The sequence below is a fragment of the Aminobacter sp. HY435 genome (assembly GCF_027568395.1).
GTDB lineage: Bacteria > Pseudomonadota > Alphaproteobacteria > Rhizobiales > Rhizobiaceae > Aminobacter.
Genome location: NZ_JANKZL010000009.1, coordinates 230,418 through 246,453 on the forward strand (window position 1 = coordinate 230,418; position 16,036 = coordinate 246,453).

The window sequence follows — 16,036 nt, forward strand, 5'->3', positions numbered from 1 at the left end:
CCCTTCACCAATCCTCACGAGGCAGATATGACAATCGTCACGCCGAAATTCGGAATGGGCGCGTCCGTCCTGCGCGTCGAGGACGGCGCTTTCATCACCGGTCGTGGCCGCTATACCGACGACATCGCTCCCGCCTCGTTGCTGCATGGCTATGTGCTGCGCTCGCCGGTGGCCAATGCCAGGTTCACTGTCGGCCCCGTCGATGCGGCGCGCGAAGCGCCGGGCGTTCGTCTGGTGCTACTGGCCGGCGATATCGCCCATCTTGGCGATCTCAAGTCGACGGTCATGCAGAAGCAGCCCGATGGCACCCGTGCACCGACCCGCGACATCCCGATTCTGTGCCACGAAAGCGTGCATTATGTCGGCGACGCGGTGGCCTTCATCGTTGCCGATAGCCGCGCCTTGGCGCAGGACGCTGCCGAACTGATCGAAGTCGAGTATGCGGATGATGCGGCTGCAGCCGGAACGGCTGCAGCGCTCGAAGCGGATGCGCCGCTGGTTTGGCCCGAGCTCGGCACCAACAAGGCCTTCGTCTACCAACTCGGCGACGGCGCCAGGACCGACAAGGCTTTTGCTGCTGCCGCGCATGTCACCCGCGTCGAGTTCGTCAACAACCGGCTGATCTGCAACTACATGGAGCCGCGCTCCGCCATTGGCGAATGGCGCGACGACGAGGACCGCTTCGTACTGACCACCGGCTCGCAGGGCGTGCATTCGATGCGCAACGCGCTGGCCGGGCAAGTATTTGGCATTGCTCCGGAAAAGCTGCGCGTCATTACCCCCGATGTCGGCGGCGGATTCGGCACCAAGGCCTTTGCCTATCGCGAGCACGCGCTGGTTCTGGAGGCCGCCAGGCGGCTGGGGCAGCCGGTCAAATGGGCCAGCGACCGCACCGAGCATTTCCTGACCGATGCGCAAGGGCGCGACAACGTCGTTTCGGCCGAGATGGCGATGGACAAGGACGGCCGGTTCCTCGGCCTGCGCGTCGACCTGCTGTCCAACGTCGGCGCCTACATTTCGCAATACGGTCCCATCATCGCCCATATTGGCGCCAGCATGTCGACCGGTGTCTACGATATCCAGGCGCTCGACGTGAAGATCACTGGCGTCTACACCAACACCTGCCCGGTCGATGCCTATCGCGGCGCGGGGCGGCCCGAGGCTGCGCTGCTGGTCGAGAAGCTGGCGGACGCCTGCGCCCGCGATCTCGGCCTCGAGGCCGGCGAAATACGCCGCCGCAACTTCATCCGCCCCGAGCAGTTCCCCTACCGCACCCAGACCGGCCGGCTCTATGATGTCGGCGAGTTCGAAGCGCATATGGACCTGTCGATGGAGCGCGCCGGCTGGGCGAGCTTCCCCGATCGGCTCGCCGAGGCGCGCTCCCGCGGCAAGATCCGTGGCATCGGCATGGCGACCTACATCGAGGCCTGCGCCTTTGCCGGTTCCGAGCCGGCGCGCGTCGAGCTCAATGCCGACGGCACCGTGTCGGTCTTTATCGGCACACAGTCGAACGGCCAAGGCCATGCCACTGCCTACGCGCAGTTCGTCTCCGAAAAGCTCAATCTCGACATCGAAAGCATCAGCGTTCATCAGGGCGACACCGACCAGCTTGCCAAGGGCGGCGGCACCGGTGGCTCGCGCTCCATCCCGCTCGGCGGCGTTTCGGCCTCGCGCGCTGGCGCTGCCCTTGCCGACAAGCTGAGGAAGCTCGCCGCCGACGAGCTGGAGGCCGCCGCGGCCGACATAGAGCTCGCCAATGGCGAGGCGCGCATCGTCGGAACCGACCGTGCAATCGACTTCGCAGCACTTCACGCGGCAGCGAAGAATCCCGATGATCTCAAGGCGTTGGGCGAATTCGTTCAGGACGAGGCCACCTATCCGAATGGGACGCATATCTGTGAGGTCGAGATCGATCCCGATACCGGCGCCACCGAGGTGATCGCCTACACCATCGTCGACGACTTTGGCGCCACCGTGAACCCGGTCCTGCTCGCCGGACAGGTTCATGGCGGCGTCGTCCAGGGCATCGGCCAGGCGCTGTCGGAAGAGGCTGTCTATGGCGATGACGGACAATTGCTGACTGCAAGCTTCATGGACTACGCCATGCCGCGCGCCGACACGGTGCCATCCTTCCATTTCGAGACGCGCAACGTGCCTTCGACCACCAACGCGATGGGCATGAAGGGCGCGGGCGAGGCTGGCACCATCGGTGCTACGCCTGCGGCGCTCAACGCGGTGACGGACGCGCTGCACCGCGCCTACGGCATCGGCCACATCGAAATGCCGGCAACCCCGTCACGTGTCTGGAACGCTATCAAGGCGGCCCGGCACAAGTGAAGCAGCAGCTAAGCCCGGTCGGCTCGTCGCCGCTCACTGGAATTGCGCTCAAGGTCATTTCGGTTGCGATTTTTGTCGGCATGTCGACGGCCATCAAGCTGACCGGCGAGGTGCCGGCCGGACAGATCGTCTTCTATCGCTCCTTCTTCGCCATCTTTCCGATCCTGGTCTTCCTGGCCTGGCGAGGCGAACTGCGCACCGCCGTCGTCACCGAGCGGCCGTTCGGCCACATCATGCGCGGACTGGCCGGCGTCACCGCCATGGGCTTCGGCTTCTATGCGCTGACGCAACTGCCGCTGCCCGAGGCGATTACGCTGAACTATGCCCAGCCGCTGCTGGTCGTCGTCTTCAGCGCCATCTTCCTCGGCGAAAACGTGCGCGCCTACCGCTGGACGGCGGTCGCCATCGGCCTCATCGGCGTTCTCATCGTGTCGTGGCCCAACCTGACGCTGTTCACCTCGCCGGAGGGCGTCGGCGACAAGGCCGCAATGGGTGCGGTGGCTGCATTCGCCGGGGCGGCGCTGTCGGCCATCGCCATGCTGCTCGTGCGCAACCTTGTCCACACCGAGCGCACGGCGACCATCGTGCTGTGGTTCTCACTCACCGCAAGCGTGATGGCGCTGTTCAGCATCCCCTTCGGCTGGCAGTCGCTCAGTTGGGGGCAAACCGTGCTGCTGGTTTCCGGCGGGTTTTGCGGCGGCATCGCCCAGCTGTTCATGACCGAGGCCTACCGCCATGCCGAAGCCTCGACCGTCGCGCCCTTCGAATACACCTCCTTGCTCCTTGGCATCGTCGTCGGCTATTTCGTCTTCGGCGACCTGCCGACCCTGTATACCTTGGTCGGCGGAGTCATCGTCGTTTGCGCCGGTATCTTCATCATCTGGCGCGAACGTCGTCTCGGTATCGAGCGCCAGGCGATGAAGACAGCTTCGACGCCGCAATAGGCGCGATAATCAATCGTGGAGCCTGCCCGCTCCCTTCAATTTCAAACGGACCGGAGTCCGTCGAATGGCACGTCAGTCTGAAATCTCCGATGCGATCGACGTGGTCATCCCATGGGTTGACGGCAACGATCCCGATCAGCAGGCGAGTCTGGCGCGCTACTGGCCCCGGCTTCCGTGGCTGCAGCCGCCTGCCTGTCGCTTCCGCGAGAATGGCGAACTGCGCTATTCGCTGCGGTCGATACATCGAAACCTGCCGTGGGTACGAACCATCCATCTCGTCACCAACGGCCAGGTGCCGCCATGGTTGGATGTCGACCATCCCGGCATCAATCTGATCACTCACGAAGCGTTTTTCGCCGATCCATCAAGCCTGCCGACGTTCAGTTCGAGCGCCATCGAAGCCAACCTGTTGCGCATCGGCCGCGTTGGCGTCTCCAACCGTTTCCTGCTGTTCAACGACGATTTCTTCGTCGGGCAGCCGGTGCCGCGGGAAGAATTCGTCGCTGCGGATGGCGCATCGCGACTCCACGCCCTTGCGTGTCGCCTGCCGCGCCTGCGAATGCGTGGCGATCGCTACCAGCACGTTCTTGGCTTCAACAATCTTTTGCTTAGTCTCAGTCTGCGTCGCCGGCACTGGGCTTATCCTGCCCACGTTCCCTTGCTCATGGACCTTCGAGATCTGGCCTGGCTGGATGACAAATATGCATTCTGGCTGCGCCGCACCGCCCGGCACCGCTTTCGCTACCGCACCGATGCGTTGGCTCGTGTCCTCTACATCAACGCCGTTGCCGAACGCGATCGCGATCGACCCGACGGAGCGCGATTGGCGCCGCTGGCCGAAGAGCACGTCATCCCCGTGCGCGACAGCGATGAGTTCAGTCGGTCGCTCGAACGTCTTGTCGACCAGCCGCCCAGGTTCTTTTGCCTCAATGACGAGATCGACGACGACGATCGCGCCAGCGTCCGGGCGGCGGAGATGCAGGCGGCGCTTGAGGCGATTTTCCCCGCGCCGGCCCCCTTTGAAACCGATTGCCTCGGCATGATGCAAGCCGTGCCGGCGCGCGTTACTGCTTTGTCAGGCTCCTGAGCCGGACCGCCGTTTCTTCGTCGGCTGGAAAAAACGACTCGATGGCAAGCTCAGAAAGCGCAACGTCCAGAGGCGTGCCGAACACGGTGATCGTGCTGATGAACGACAGAATCGCGTCGCCCATGCGCAGCCGCAGCGGATGGACGATTGCCAGCGCATCCGCCTGGATGGCGCGGCCAACGCGCGGCCCGTCCGGATAGGCAAGCAGTTCCTGCTCAAGCGCCTTGAGCTTCGGATCGCCGGCAGTGTCGTTCTGGTGCTTCAGCCTCTCGATCAAATGCGCACGCCATTCGTGCAGGTTTACGATGTGCGGCGCCAGACCTTTGGGGTGGAGGCTCAGCCTCAGCACGTTTACCGGCGACTTCAGCAGCGAAGTCTCTTCGACACCTGAAAGCATCGGTCCCAGCGCCGCATTGCCCTCGATCAGATTCCAGTGCCGGTCGACCGCGATTGCCGGATAGGGTTCATGGCCTTTCAGCACCATGCGGACCGCTTCCATGGCGGGCGTGAGCGAAGGGTGGTCCAGCGGCCGTTCGCTGAAGCTCGGGGCATAACCTGCCGCCAGCAGCATCTGGTTGCGCTGCCGCAACGGGATCGACAGTTGCTTGGCCAGGTGCAGCACCATGTCGCGCGAGGGCTGGGACCGCCCGCTCTCTATGAAACTCAGGTGGCGTTGCGAGATTTCCGCTTCTATCGCGAGGTCGAGCTGGCTCATGCGCCGCCTGGTTCGCCATTCGCGGATCTGGGTGCCGATGCTGTTTTCTGCGGTGCGACCTGTGCTCATGTCGTCAATCTAGGCGCAACTGATCTTCATTCCTATTACCTCTCGCGTAGTCGCCTTGGTGCAGTCGCGATGCGATTGGTGCTGGCAGGAAGGCGGCATCGGCTCGCCTCCACAACTCGAAAGGTACACCACCATGTCCGTTTTCGTCACGCCCTTCCTGCGCAACGCTCTTCGCGCCGACGCCGTCGTCAGCGGTGCCGCCGGCCTGCTCATGATCGCCGGCGCGCCGCTTCTGTCGCCGCTGCTCGGTCTGTCCGAGCGCTTGCTGTTTTGGGCCGGGATCGCGCTCGTGCCGTTCGTTGCCATGCTGTTGCTGGTGGCCCGCCGCGCCACTGTGTCGAAGCTGGTTGTCATCGACCTCATCGCCATCAATGCCTTGTGGGCAGCGGCCAGCTTCGGCCTGCTGGTGTCGGGCGCGGTTGGGCCCAATCTTCTCGGAATAGCCTTCGTGGTGGGGCAGGCGTTGACCGTCGTGGTGTTCGCCGAACTGCAGTTCATCGGCCTGCGGCGCGCCGGGGCCGGTGGCGCTGCCTGATTGGTGCCCCTAAAGCGAACCCAGTTCGCGCAGCTTCGCCTTGACCTCGAGGAAATCCCGCCATGCAAGCTTCTTATGGGCGGGATTTCTGAGCAGATATGCCGGGTGCAGCGTCGGCATGACGGGAATGACCGTGCCGTCTGCCGTCGTATGGCTTTTCCAGGTTCCGCGCAGGCGCAGGATGCCGTCGGGCGAGCCGGTCAGCAGATTGGCCGAAGGTCCGCCGAGCGACACAATTACCTTGGGTCGGGAGAGGGCGATCTGGCGTTCGATGAATGGACGGCAGATCTCCGTCTCATGCGGGGTCGGCGTGCGGTTGCCCGGCGGCCGCCAGGGGATGACGTTGGCGAGGTAGGCCGACCTGCGGTCAAGCCCGATGGCGGCGAGGATGCGGTCGAGCAACTGGCCCGAGCGCCCGACAAACGGCAGCCCTTCCAGGTCTTCGTCGCGCCCCGGCGCTTCGCCGATCAGCATCAGGTCGGCATCCGGGTTGCCGTCGGCGAACACCAAGCTCTTGGCCGTGGCCTTGAGATTGCAGCCCTCGAAGGCGTCCATGATCTGTTTGAGCTCGTCGAGCGAGGCCGCTTTCGTCGCCAACTCGCGTGCGGCGGCGGCCTGGGCCTCGTCCGGCACTGCGGCCGCCATGGTCGGGCGCGGCGGCGCTGCCCTATCGTTCCGCCCGGCTTCGGCCGCTGCTCGTCCGGCATCCCCCGGCATGGCGCGAGACGCCTCCGCTGGGACAGGAGCCGCCCGCTGTGCACTTTCGGCAAACCTGTCGATCGGCTCGTCTTCAAGCGCATCGTCGACGCCTGCCGCCGCATAGAAGGCGAGCAGATCGCGTAGATCCGGACGTTCATTTCCCGAAAGTGAGGCCATGCCGCAGTTTCGGCTTTGCGGCGACGATTTGCAAGTTCAGGACGAGGGGATGCGCGGGTCCTGCACCACATAAAAGCGCCAGCGCGGGGTATAGTCGGTGACAAGGAAGCTGAATGTCGCGGTTCTGCCCGGATCGACCTTGCCGTCGGTATAGCGCAGCCGGTCATAGGGTTCGAAGTCGCGGCTGTATTGGGCAAAGCTGTCGGACGCGATGTTGACGTTGTCGGTGCGCCGCTGGTCGAACGACAGCCCGTCGCCGAAAACGCTCGCCTTGCCCTGTATTTCCTGCAACTCGAACTCGAACTCGACCCATGCCTGGCCGCTGTTGTTGAGCGGCTCGACACGCATGAACAGGATTCCGTTGGCGTAGAGGCCGGTGTTGTCGAAAGGCCGGATCGGGCGCGTGGTCCTGATGGTCAGCGTCACCGGCGACGACGACTCGAGCTCCTGCTGGATAACGATCGGATCATCTTTGGTGCCGGTTCCCGATACGCCGGTGATGCGGAAGCCGCCAAGCTCGTCCGAGAAGGAATAGGCGCCGGCATTCCACAGCTTTTGATCGGCGCCGGTTTCCTGTGAGCGGCCTTCGCCGCCGAACAATGTCGCAATGAGAAGGGAGGCCCCGGCCAGAAAATGGCTTGTGGAGCCAGCATGCTTCAGTCCGGTCCTGCAAGGCACATATTGGCGCATGAAGAATCAATGGACGAAAAGGCTGATGAAGATCACCTGACGTCGACACTACGGGGCATGGCAAACGACCGTGAAGTGAAATCTTTTGACCTTTACGTTAACGTAAGATATTTCATGGCGCATATCTGGGGACGTAGTTCGAATAGCCGATGTGCGGATCGGTCTCGTTTGACGTTTCGCAACTATGCGCTATGCAGCGCGTAGCCAATACGATGCCCTTGGGACAGGGTCAGCCAACGCGGAGGGATTGATGAGCGAAGTTGAACGCGAGAGCATGGAATTCGACGTCGTCATCGTCGGCGCGGGTCCGGCGGGTCTGGCAGCGGCGATCCGGCTCAAGCAGGTCAATCCCGAGCTTTCGGTCGTCGTCCTGGAAAAGGGCGGCGAGGTCGGCGCGCATATCCTCTCCGGCGCAGTGGTTGATCCGATCGGCATTGACCGCCTGCTGCCCGACTGGCGCAAGGAAGACGACCATCCGTTCAAGACGCCCGTCACCGACGATCATTTCCTGATCCTCGGGCCGGCCGGCTCCGTCAAGCTGCCCAACTTCGCCATGCCGCCGCTGATGAGCAATCATGGCAATTACATCGTCTCGCTCGGCAATGTCTGCCGCTGGCTGGCGACCAAGGCCGAAGCGCTCGGCGTCGAGATCTATCCCGGCTTTGCCGCCGCCGGCCTGCTCTACAACGACGAGGGTGCTGTCACCGGCGTCGTCACCGGCGACATGGGCGTCGAACGCGACGGCTCGCATGGTCCGGCCTTCGCGCCCGGCATGGCACTGATGGGCAAGTACGTTTTGATCGGCGAGGGCGCGCGCGGTTCGCTCGCCAAGCAACTGATCGCAAAGTATGACCTGGGCGCCGGCAAGGAGCCGCAGAAATTCGGCATCGGCCTCAAGGAGCTGTGGCAGGTCGCGCCAGAAAAGCACAAGCCGGGCCTCGTCCAGCACTCCTTCGGCTGGCCGCTCGATTTCAAGACTGGTGGCGGTTCGTTCCTCTACCATCTCGAAGACAACATGGTTGCAGTCGGCTTCGTCGTCCACCTCAACTACAAGAACCCCTATCTCGCGCCCTTCGAGGAGTTCCAGCGCTTCAAGACGCATCCGGCGATCCGCGACACCTTCGAGGGTGGCAAGCGTCTGTCCTATGGCGCCCGCGCCATCACCGAGGGCGGCTATCAGTCGGTGCCGAAGCTGTCGTTCCCCGGCGGCGTGCTGATGGGCTGCTCGGCCGGCTTGGTCAACGTTCCGCGCATCAAGGGGTCGCATAACGCTATTCTGTCGGGCATGCTCGCTGCCGAACATGTTGCCGACGCCATTGCCGCCGGCCGCGCCAATGACGAGCTGGCGTCCTACGAAGCCGCGTGGCGCTCGACCGACATCGGCAAGGACCTCAAGAAGGTTCGCAACGTCAAGCCGTTGTGGTCGCGTTTCGGCACGCTGCTCGGCGTAGGTCTCGGCGGGCTCGACATGTGGCTCAACACGCTGTTCGGCATGTCGCCCTTCGGCACGCTCAAGCACGGCAAGACCGACGCCCAGTCGCTCGAGCCGGCGTCGAAGCACAAGAAGATCGACTATCCCAAGCCCGATGGCGTTTTGACCTTCGATCGTCTGTCGTCGGTGTTCCTGTCCAACACCAATCACGAGGAGGACCAGCCGGTCCACCTCCAGGTCAGGGACATGGACCTGCAGAAGCGCTCGGAATACGAAGTCTTCGCCGGACCTTCGAGCCGCTACTGTCCGGCCGGCGTCTACGAGTGGGTCGACAAGGACGGCAACTCCATCGCCGGCGAGCCCGGCCATGCCGACGCCAGGTTCGTCATCAACGCGCAGAACTGCGTCCACTGCAAGACCTGCGACATCAAGGACCCGAACCAGAACATCAACTGGGTTCCGCCGCAGGGCGGGGAAGGGCCTGTCTATCCCAACATGTGATCCGGCGTTTGGCGCCAGGATGTGATCGCGAAGCCCGGAAGTCGTGAAGCCTTCCGGGCTTTTGTCATTCAGCCGCGCGGCGATTTCGGTTCGCGCCTTCGACAAGTCGAGGAGTGGTCAGGCGATTGGAGGAGCGACCTCAGGCGGTCAACCGTTCGGTGCGGCGGAAGTCCGGAGCTCGACGGTCTGGCTCTCGCTGTCTTCCGTATGGCTGCCGGCGTCGCGGAACGAGAACTCAACCAGCAGCGGGCGATGATCCGATCCGGCGTCGTCGCCCATTGTCACCGAATGCACCGTCACGTCGCCCTTGGCCATCACATGGTCGATGGTCAGGCCGGCGAAGCGCATGAAGTCGGGCAGCTTGAAGGTCAGCCAGGTGCGGCCTGCGGCCGGCAGCAGCGTCAGGCCGCCGGCGTTCGCCACACGCCTGACGGTGTTGCTCCATGGTGTGGCGTTGAAGTCGCCGCCGAGAAGCGCGTTTGAGCCCAGCGATGCGAATTTGCCGGTCAGCTCGCCAACCTGCCGCGATTGTTCGAACGGCCAGGGCCAGCCGAGATGCAGCGCCGCCACATCGCTGACGCGGCCGCCGAAATCGACGCTGGCAATCGCCAGCGCGCCGCTCCCGATGCAGTGCGGCTTGGTTCCTTCCGCAAAGGGTCGACGCGACAGGATCGCCACGCCGAAAACCCCGTTCGGATAGTCGCACAGGACACGGTATGGATAGCGGGCGAACAGCGGTTGCAGCTTGCCCGCCCACATCTCCGAAACCTCTTCCAGCGTGATAACGTCAGGCTGGACCCGGCCGACGAGCTGCAGCACCTTTTCAGGGTATGCGTTGTCGTAGCGAAGGTTCATCTGCAGCATTTTATAGACGGGCCGGGCGTCGGCGCGCGGCTCGAAGGCGGCATGCACCGGGCCGATGCCGGCAATGGTCAGCGCGCTCGATGTCGTGGAAAGCGCTGCCAGGCCGAACACCAGCGCGGACATCGCCTGCCAGCGAAACGACGTCAGCAAGAGCGGCAGCGCCACAAGCATCATCAGCACGGCGAGGTGCACCCTGAAATGGGCGAATGAATCGAGGGCCGGATGCCAGGCGCCGAAGAACCCGGCGACCAGCGGAATGGACAAGAGCATCATCGCCAGAAAGCAGGCGACAGTGCCGAAGCTTTGGAATGTCGACGTCGTCATGGTCGCTTCTTGTGGCCAGAAATGCGGCCCATTGATGATAATGGCCGCATCCTGCGCGCTATTGGAACGCCGTCTCCGAGAAGCTGCGCAGCTTGCGCGAATGCAGTCGTTCGTTGGGCATTTCGGCGAGCTTCTCCATGGCGCGGATGCCGATGGTCAGATGCTGCGCCACCTGCCGCTTGTAGAACTCGGTCGCCATGCCGGGCAGCTTGAGCTCGCCATGCAGCGGCTTGTCTGAAACGCACAGCAGCGTGCCGTAAGGAACGCGGAAGCGGAAGCCGTTGGCGGCGATCGTCGCGGATTCCATGTCGAGGGCAATCGCGCGCGACTGCGACAGTCTCTGCACCGGCCCGCGCTGGTCGCGCAGTTCCCAGTTGCGGTTGTCGATGGTCGCCACGGTGCCGGTGCGCATGATGCGCTTGAGATCGTAGCCGGACAGCCCGGTCACTTCGGCCACCGCCTCCTGCAGGGCCACCTGCACTTCGGCCAGCGGCGGGATCGGCACCCATACCGGCAGGTCGTCGTCGAGCACGTGGTCCTCGCGCACATAGGCATGCGCCAGAACGTAATCACCGAGCGCCTGGGTGTTGCGCAGGCCGGCGCAATGGCCAAGCATCAGCCAGGCGTGCGGCCTCAGCACGGCGATGTGGTCGGTGATCGTCTTGGCGTTTGAGGGGCCGACGCCGATATTGACCATCGTGATACCGGCATGGCCTGGCTTCTTGAGGTGGTAGGCGGGCATCTGCGGCAGGCGCCCCGGAGGAGTGCCTTCCGAAGGGGCGGTCGCTCCGGCCTTGGTCGTCACCCCGCCCGGCTCGACGAACTCGCTGTAGCCTTCGCCGCCCTTGGCCATCAGCTCGCGAGCCAGCACGACGAACTCGTCGATGTAGAACTGATAGTTGGTGAACAGCACGAAGTTCTGGAAGTGCTGCGGCGTTGTCGCCGTGTAGTGCGACAGCCGGTGCAGCGAGTAGTCGATGCGCTGCGCCGTGAAAGGCGCGAGCGGCCTGGCTTCGCCCGGCATGATCTCGAACGTGCCGTTGGCGATGTGGTCGTCGGTCCCGTCGAGGTCGGGCACGTCGAAGAGGTCGCGGATCGGTCGCTGGATGCGATCGGCCACCGCGCCGTCGACATGAGTGCCCTCCAGGAAGGCGAAATGCAGTGGGATCGGCGTCGACGACTCCGAGACAGTTACCGGCACGCCGTGATTGCGCATGATCAGCTTCAACTGCTCGATCAGGTAGCTTTCGAACAGGTCGGGCCGCGTGATCGTGGTGGTGAAATTGCCGGGGGTCGGCATGTGGCCGTAGGCCTGGCGCGAGTCAACCTGGGAGTAGGACGACGTCACGATGCTGACTTCGGGATAGCAGGCGCGGAACCGCCTGGCGGGTGTGCCCTGCGCCAGCGACGCGAAGGCGTCGCGCAGGAAGGCCGTGTTGCGGTCGTAGAGCTGCTTCAGCGCGTCGACGGCCTGTGCCGCGTCGGTGAAACTCTGCCGCGGAAACGGCTCGGGCGTGATGATGGAGTCGATGGGTTCTGGGTAGATTCGCTTTTCCATGACCCATTATAGAGATCAATTGTGACGCTTGGGAGGGGGCTCTTTTGGGCCACCTCGCGGGCTGTCAGCTGCGCTGCAGGCTGACCAGCAGCACGAAGCCCACGCCGCTCTTGCGCGCCGCCGGCGCCTCGATCACCGAGCCCTGGTCGCCGCGCAGCTGGGGCACAGCCAGCACCGGGGCGGCCAGGACCATGAGGATCACGAGCGCCCGGGGCAGGAGCCGGAGCATGTTGACGATGCGGGTTGCGGAGCGGGTCATTGGCGTTTTCTTTTCGATCTGGAAAGGAGTGATCTCTTCGTTCGTCTATTTGCGGAGTGGCGGTTTGCAGGTCAGGCCTTCTTCGAACACGCAGGGCACGACGTTGCCGATGCCCCAGGAGCGGGCGGGCCGGCTGAATTCCGCGACCAGCGTCGCAAAGGCGATGCCAAACAGGGCGCTGAGCAGGCAGACGATGGTGAACCGGCGAGCGAGCATTTGTGTCTTCCCCTTCGATGGAGCGGAATATGCAACGTCGCGACTGAACGGCGTCTGAGACCTCCGTTCATCTTCGGTTCAAATTTATTGACAAGGCGCTGGTGCCGTTGAGGGTTGCGTTTGCCATGCCCACGCATATCTCCAGAGCAGTGCATCAACGGAGATTGCGGAATGACCACCCAGACATTGCCGATCGAGCTTTATTACTGGCCCACGCCGAACGGCTGGAAAATCTCGATCATGCTGGAGGAACTTGGCGTTCCCTACACCGTCAAATACGTCAATATCGGCAAGGGCGAGCAGTTCGAGCCGTCATTCCTGAAGATCGCGCCAAACAACAGGATGCCGGCAATTGTCGACCCCGAAGGCCCGACCGCCGATGGCGGATGGGGTGGCGAGCCGATCTCGATATTCGAGTCCGGCGCGATCCTGCAGTATCTCGGCCGCAAGTTCGGCAAGCTTTATGCGGCGGACGAGCGCGGCCGCGCCGAGGTCGATCAGTGGCTGTTCTGGCAGGTGGGCGGTCTCGGGCCGATGGCCGGCCAGGCCCATCACTTCCGGCAGTACGCGCCGGAGACGAACACCTATGGCATCGACCGCTATACCAATGAGGTCAACCGCCTCTATGGTGTCATGAACAAGCGGCTGGCCGATCGCGAATTCCTCGCCGGCGGCTATTCGATTGCCGACATAGCTTCGCTGGGCTGGATCAAGCCGCACAAGAACCAGGGCCAGGATCTCGAAGATTTCCACCATCTGAAGCGCTGGTACGAGACGCTTCTGGCCCGCCCGGCGGTCATTGCCGGGCTCGCTGTCGGCGAAGAGCGCCGCCGCAGCATCGTCGACGACAAGGACGCGCAAAAGGTGCTGTTCGGTCAGCGCGCGAGGGCGTGAAGGAGCGGATAGCAAATTGTGAGTAGAGAATAGGGAGGCCGCGCTCACTTGGCCCTGCCTGCTCCTATCCCCTGCTCACCAGTCGCTATTTGCTCCGTCTTACAGCTTCGACCAGTTCTGGCTCTTGCAGATCAGGCCGCCGAGCACGCAGCCCTTCATTTTGAGGTTCGAGCCGGCAACGCTGGCCTTGCCGGTATATGTCTTGTCGCTGGCCGGGTCGGTGATCTTGCCCGAATAGGCGTTCGCGCCATCGGCGTTGAACGTGCCGATCCGCTTGCCGGCGTGCTTGCCGTCGGTAAGCGTGATGCAGAAGCCGCTGCCGCATGATGCGATCGCTGCGGTCGAACCGGATTCCGTCTTCCAGTTGCCTTCGATCGGGTCGGCATATGCCGCGCCGGCCAGCATCAGGGTGGCCGCCACGGCCATGCTCATCTTGCGAAACATTGAAGTCCTCCCGGTTGGTGACACGCCCAGGCGTCTCCCCGCCTGACGTTTACGCAAACGTAAGCGTAATGCAGCCCTCGGCAAAACAAAAGCGGTGTCGCTGCGGAAGGTGAAGGCATTTTTTGGCGGCGCTGGCGCTGCTTTTCGGCCGGCAAGTTCATCGTCTCGGGTGCTGAAACGCGAGGCGTGGTTATCAAAGACTTGCGGTCCACAACGTGCATTTTCATCGCATTTTCTCGAAATCCCCGACGCCGCAAGGCTTCCTATCCTTAACGAAATCCGAGCTTTACCCTTTGTTTTGACTTTGTTTTCCTGCGGTTAAGCAAGCCGCTTAACGGCGGATTCAAGGCTCGGCGGCATCTTCGGAAGCATCGAAAGAGCAGCCCCCGGCACGAAACGGAGACGGCTCTCGGGAGACGGACAGGGGACAAGAAAATGGCACGTTTCGAAATCTTTGAAGCCGGCTTCGGCGCGATGGGAACCACCGCTCAGGCCGACATTCTGCTGGAACTGGGCATGATGTACGCTACCGGCCGCGACTGCGAGATCGACGTTGTCGCCGCGCACAAGTGGTTCAACATTGCGGCCATCAAGGGCTCCGCCCGCGCCGCAGAGCTGCGCTCGGAGCTGTCGGTGACGATGTCCAAGGGCGATATCGCCAGGGCGCTGCGCGAAGCACGCGAGTGGATGACGATGCACTAGGTGCAGCCGCGGAAACCTGAACGGTTTCGGCAAAGGACATCCTCCATACGAGAGTTCTTCGGGGGAAGAGCGGAGACGCCGCAATGGCGGCTCCCAACAACAAGAGCGCGACGGCTTGAAGGACGGGCAAGGCGCGCCACCGAACAGACAGGGCAGGCGAACGTGACGGGGCCGCAGATGCTCCGCACGGCTCTCCACGAAAAAGTCGCGACCGGTCACAACAAGACCGGCGCGGCTTTTTTCGTTGTTTGCGCCTGCCGGTTGTCGCTGCGGGCGGCATTGCCGCATCATTGCCTGCTCGTAACCTTGCAGGCACAATGCCTTGCTGCCCATGCGCCAAGACTTTTGAAGGCGAGGGTGGAAGGTTTTCGGCAAGTTGCACGTGCGGCGCGAATCCGGCATGGCGGAGCGTCCAATGGAGGGAAAAGATGCATCTTAAACGTTCAATCGGCGCGCTTCTGGCGCTGTCGCTCAGCGCCGGCGTGGCATTCGCCGACGACATCACCATCGCCGTCGTCGGCCCGATGACCGGCCAGCTCGCCAATATCGGCGACCAGTTCAAGCAGGGTGCCGAGGCTGCGGCCAAGGCGATCAACGAAAAAGGCGGCGTTGACGGCCGCATGATCAAGCTTTCGATCGAAGACGACGTCTGCGATCCCAAGCAGGCGGTTTCCGTTGCCAACCGCATTGTCGCCAACGGCATCAATTTCATCGATGGCCACGCCTGCTCGGGTTCGAGCATTCCGGCTTCCGCCGTCTACGCGGAGAGTGGCGCGGTGATGATGTCGCCGGCTTCCTCCAACCCGGTCCTGACCGATGATGCCGCCGCCAAGGGCTGGCCGACGATCATGCGCCTCTACACGCGCGACGATGCACAGGGCGCCTTCATCGGTCCGTGGATCGCCAAGCAGTACGCCGGCAAGAACGTCGTCATCCTGCACGACAAGAGCGCCTATGGTCAGGGCGTCGCCGACGCCGTCAGGAAGACCATGAACGACGCAGGCCTCAAGGAGATCCTCTATGAAGGCCTGAACGCCGGCGAGAAGGACTATTCCGCGCTCGTCACCAAGCTCAAGGAGCTCAAGGCTGACGTCGTCTATTTCGGCGGCTACCATCCCGAGGCCGGCCTGATGTTGCGCCAGTCGGCCGAGCAGGGCTTCAAGTATCAGCTCATCATGCCCGACTCGATCGCTTCGCCCGAATTCTGGCAGATCGCCGGCCCCGCTGGTGAAGGCACGATGTTCGTGTTCCCGTCCGACCCGCAGGCCAAGCCTGAAGCCAAGGAAGCCGTCGAGAAGATCAAGGCTGGCGGCTTCGTGCCGGAAGGCTTCACGCTGTTCTCCTACGCCACCATCCAGGCATTTGCCGAAGGCATCAAGCGCGCCGGTTCGGATGATCCGGCAAAGGTTGCCGCCGCCCTCAAGGACGGCCAGCCGATCAGCACCGTCGTTGGCGACGTCGTCTTCGACGAGAAGGGCGATCTCAAGAACGCCAGCTACGACATCAACCAGTGGCACGACGGCAAGTACGCGCCGATCAAGCAGTAATCTGGGTCACATCGAGTTTTCAATGGCCGGGCATGTCCCGGC

16 protein-coding genes are annotated in these 16,036 nt (G+C 63.3%); 8 read left to right on the forward strand and 8 right to left on the reverse strand.

Annotated features, from left to right (window positions below; translation table 11 throughout):
• Positions 1-27 precede the first annotated feature (27 nt).
• The 3 genes from PCJ21_RS15215 to PCJ21_RS15225 all read left to right on the forward strand — a co-directional run bounded on the left by PCJ21_RS15215 (position 28) and on the right by PCJ21_RS15225 (position 4,368).
• The gene (locus PCJ21_RS15215; RefSeq protein ID WP_269932254.1) at positions 28-2,337 is read left to right on the forward strand and encodes a xanthine dehydrogenase family protein molybdopterin-binding subunit; all 2,310 of its coding nucleotides are present in this window, start codon (positions 28-30) and stop codon (positions 2,335-2,337) included.
• Positions 2,334-3,281 (forward strand): DMT family transporter, encoded by a 948-nt coding sequence (locus PCJ21_RS15220; protein ID WP_269932255.1) that lies wholly within the window; start codon positions 2,334-2,336, stop codon positions 3,279-3,281. The genes PCJ21_RS15215 and PCJ21_RS15220 overlap by 4 nt, the downstream gene beginning before the upstream one ends.
• Before the next feature lie 64 nt (positions 3,282-3,345).
• Positions 3,346-4,368: a Stealth CR1 domain-containing protein gene (locus tag PCJ21_RS15225; RefSeq protein WP_269932256.1), complete on the forward strand. Its 1,023-nt coding sequence runs from the start codon at positions 3,346-3,348 to the stop codon at positions 4,366-4,368.
• Here PCJ21_RS15225 and PCJ21_RS15230 read toward each other — a convergent pair.
• Positions 4,346-5,152 (reverse strand): helix-turn-helix domain-containing protein, encoded by an 807-nt coding sequence (locus PCJ21_RS15230; RefSeq protein WP_269932257.1) that lies wholly within the window; start codon positions 5,150-5,152, stop codon positions 4,346-4,348. The genes PCJ21_RS15225 and PCJ21_RS15230 overlap by 23 nt on opposite strands.
• A gap of 133 nt (positions 5,153-5,285) precedes the next feature.
• On the opposite strand from PCJ21_RS15230, the gene PCJ21_RS15235 reads away from it, so the two are divergent.
• Entirely contained in the window at positions 5,286-5,687 is a 402-nt protein-coding gene (locus tag PCJ21_RS15235) for a hypothetical protein (protein WP_269932258.1), read from the forward strand.
• Between the two features lie 9 nt (positions 5,688-5,696).
• Here the strand turns inward: PCJ21_RS15235 and PCJ21_RS15240 are convergent, their stop codons facing one another.
• Positions 5,697-6,563 (reverse strand): uracil-DNA glycosylase, encoded by an 867-nt coding sequence (locus PCJ21_RS15240; protein ID WP_269932259.1) that lies wholly within the window; start codon positions 6,561-6,563, stop codon positions 5,697-5,699.
• Between the two features lie 36 nt (positions 6,564-6,599).
• Positions 6,600-7,253, reverse strand: a complete 654-nt coding sequence (locus PCJ21_RS15245) for a hypothetical protein (RefSeq protein WP_442866021.1) — start codon at positions 7,251-7,253, stop codon at positions 6,600-6,602.
• Between the two features lie 250 nt (positions 7,254-7,503).
• Here PCJ21_RS15245 and PCJ21_RS15250 point away from each other — a divergent pair, with 250 nt between their 5' ends.
• On the forward strand, positions 7,504-9,186 hold the full coding sequence (locus PCJ21_RS15250; protein ID WP_269932261.1) for an electron transfer flavoprotein-ubiquinone oxidoreductase: 1,683 nt from the start codon (positions 7,504-7,506) through the stop codon (positions 9,184-9,186).
• A 147-nt stretch (positions 9,187-9,333) separates the two neighbouring features.
• Here PCJ21_RS15250 and PCJ21_RS15255 read toward each other — a convergent pair whose 3' ends face one another.
• From PCJ21_RS15255 to PCJ21_RS15270, 4 genes are all read right to left on the reverse strand, one after another.
• On the reverse strand, positions 9,334-10,374 hold the full coding sequence (locus PCJ21_RS15255; protein WP_269932262.1) for an endonuclease/exonuclease/phosphatase family protein: 1,041 nt from the start codon (positions 10,372-10,374) through the stop codon (positions 9,334-9,336).
• A 58-nt stretch (positions 10,375-10,432) separates the two neighbouring features.
• Positions 10,433-11,932 (reverse strand): AMP nucleosidase, encoded by a 1,500-nt coding sequence (locus PCJ21_RS15260; RefSeq protein ID WP_269932263.1) that lies wholly within the window; start codon positions 11,930-11,932, stop codon positions 10,433-10,435.
• A gap of 64 nt (positions 11,933-11,996) precedes the next feature.
• Entirely contained in the window at positions 11,997-12,191 is a 195-nt protein-coding gene (locus PCJ21_RS15265) for a hypothetical protein (RefSeq protein ID WP_269932264.1), read from the reverse strand.
• A 45-nt stretch (positions 12,192-12,236) separates the two neighbouring features.
• The gene (locus tag PCJ21_RS15270; protein WP_269932265.1) at positions 12,237-12,407 is read right to left on the reverse strand and encodes a hypothetical protein; all 171 of its coding nucleotides are present in this window, start codon (positions 12,405-12,407) and stop codon (positions 12,237-12,239) included.
• Between the two features lie 171 nt (positions 12,408-12,578).
• Between PCJ21_RS15270 and PCJ21_RS15275 the strand changes: the two genes are divergently transcribed.
• The gene (locus PCJ21_RS15275) at positions 12,579-13,301 is read left to right on the forward strand and encodes a glutathione S-transferase family protein (RefSeq protein WP_269932266.1); all 723 of its coding nucleotides are present in this window, start codon (positions 12,579-12,581) and stop codon (positions 13,299-13,301) included.
• A gap of 99 nt (positions 13,302-13,400) precedes the next feature.
• Here PCJ21_RS15275 and PCJ21_RS15280 read toward each other — a convergent pair whose 3' ends face one another.
• Positions 13,401-13,745, reverse strand: a complete 345-nt coding sequence (locus PCJ21_RS15280) for a DUF2147 domain-containing protein (protein ID WP_269932267.1) — start codon at positions 13,743-13,745, stop codon at positions 13,401-13,403.
• Positions 13,746-14,180: 435 nt separating this feature from the next.
• On the opposite strand from PCJ21_RS15280, the gene PCJ21_RS15285 reads away from it, so the two are divergent.
• Positions 14,181-14,447, forward strand: coding sequence for a sel1 repeat family protein (locus tag PCJ21_RS15285; RefSeq protein ID WP_269932268.1), 267 nt, complete (start codon positions 14,181-14,183; stop codon positions 14,445-14,447).
• A 428-nt stretch (positions 14,448-14,875) separates the two neighbouring features.
• Positions 14,876-15,994, forward strand: coding sequence for an ABC transporter substrate-binding protein (locus PCJ21_RS15290; RefSeq protein ID WP_269932269.1), 1,119 nt, complete (start codon positions 14,876-14,878; stop codon positions 15,992-15,994).
• Positions 15,995-16,036: the final 42 nt, after the last annotated feature.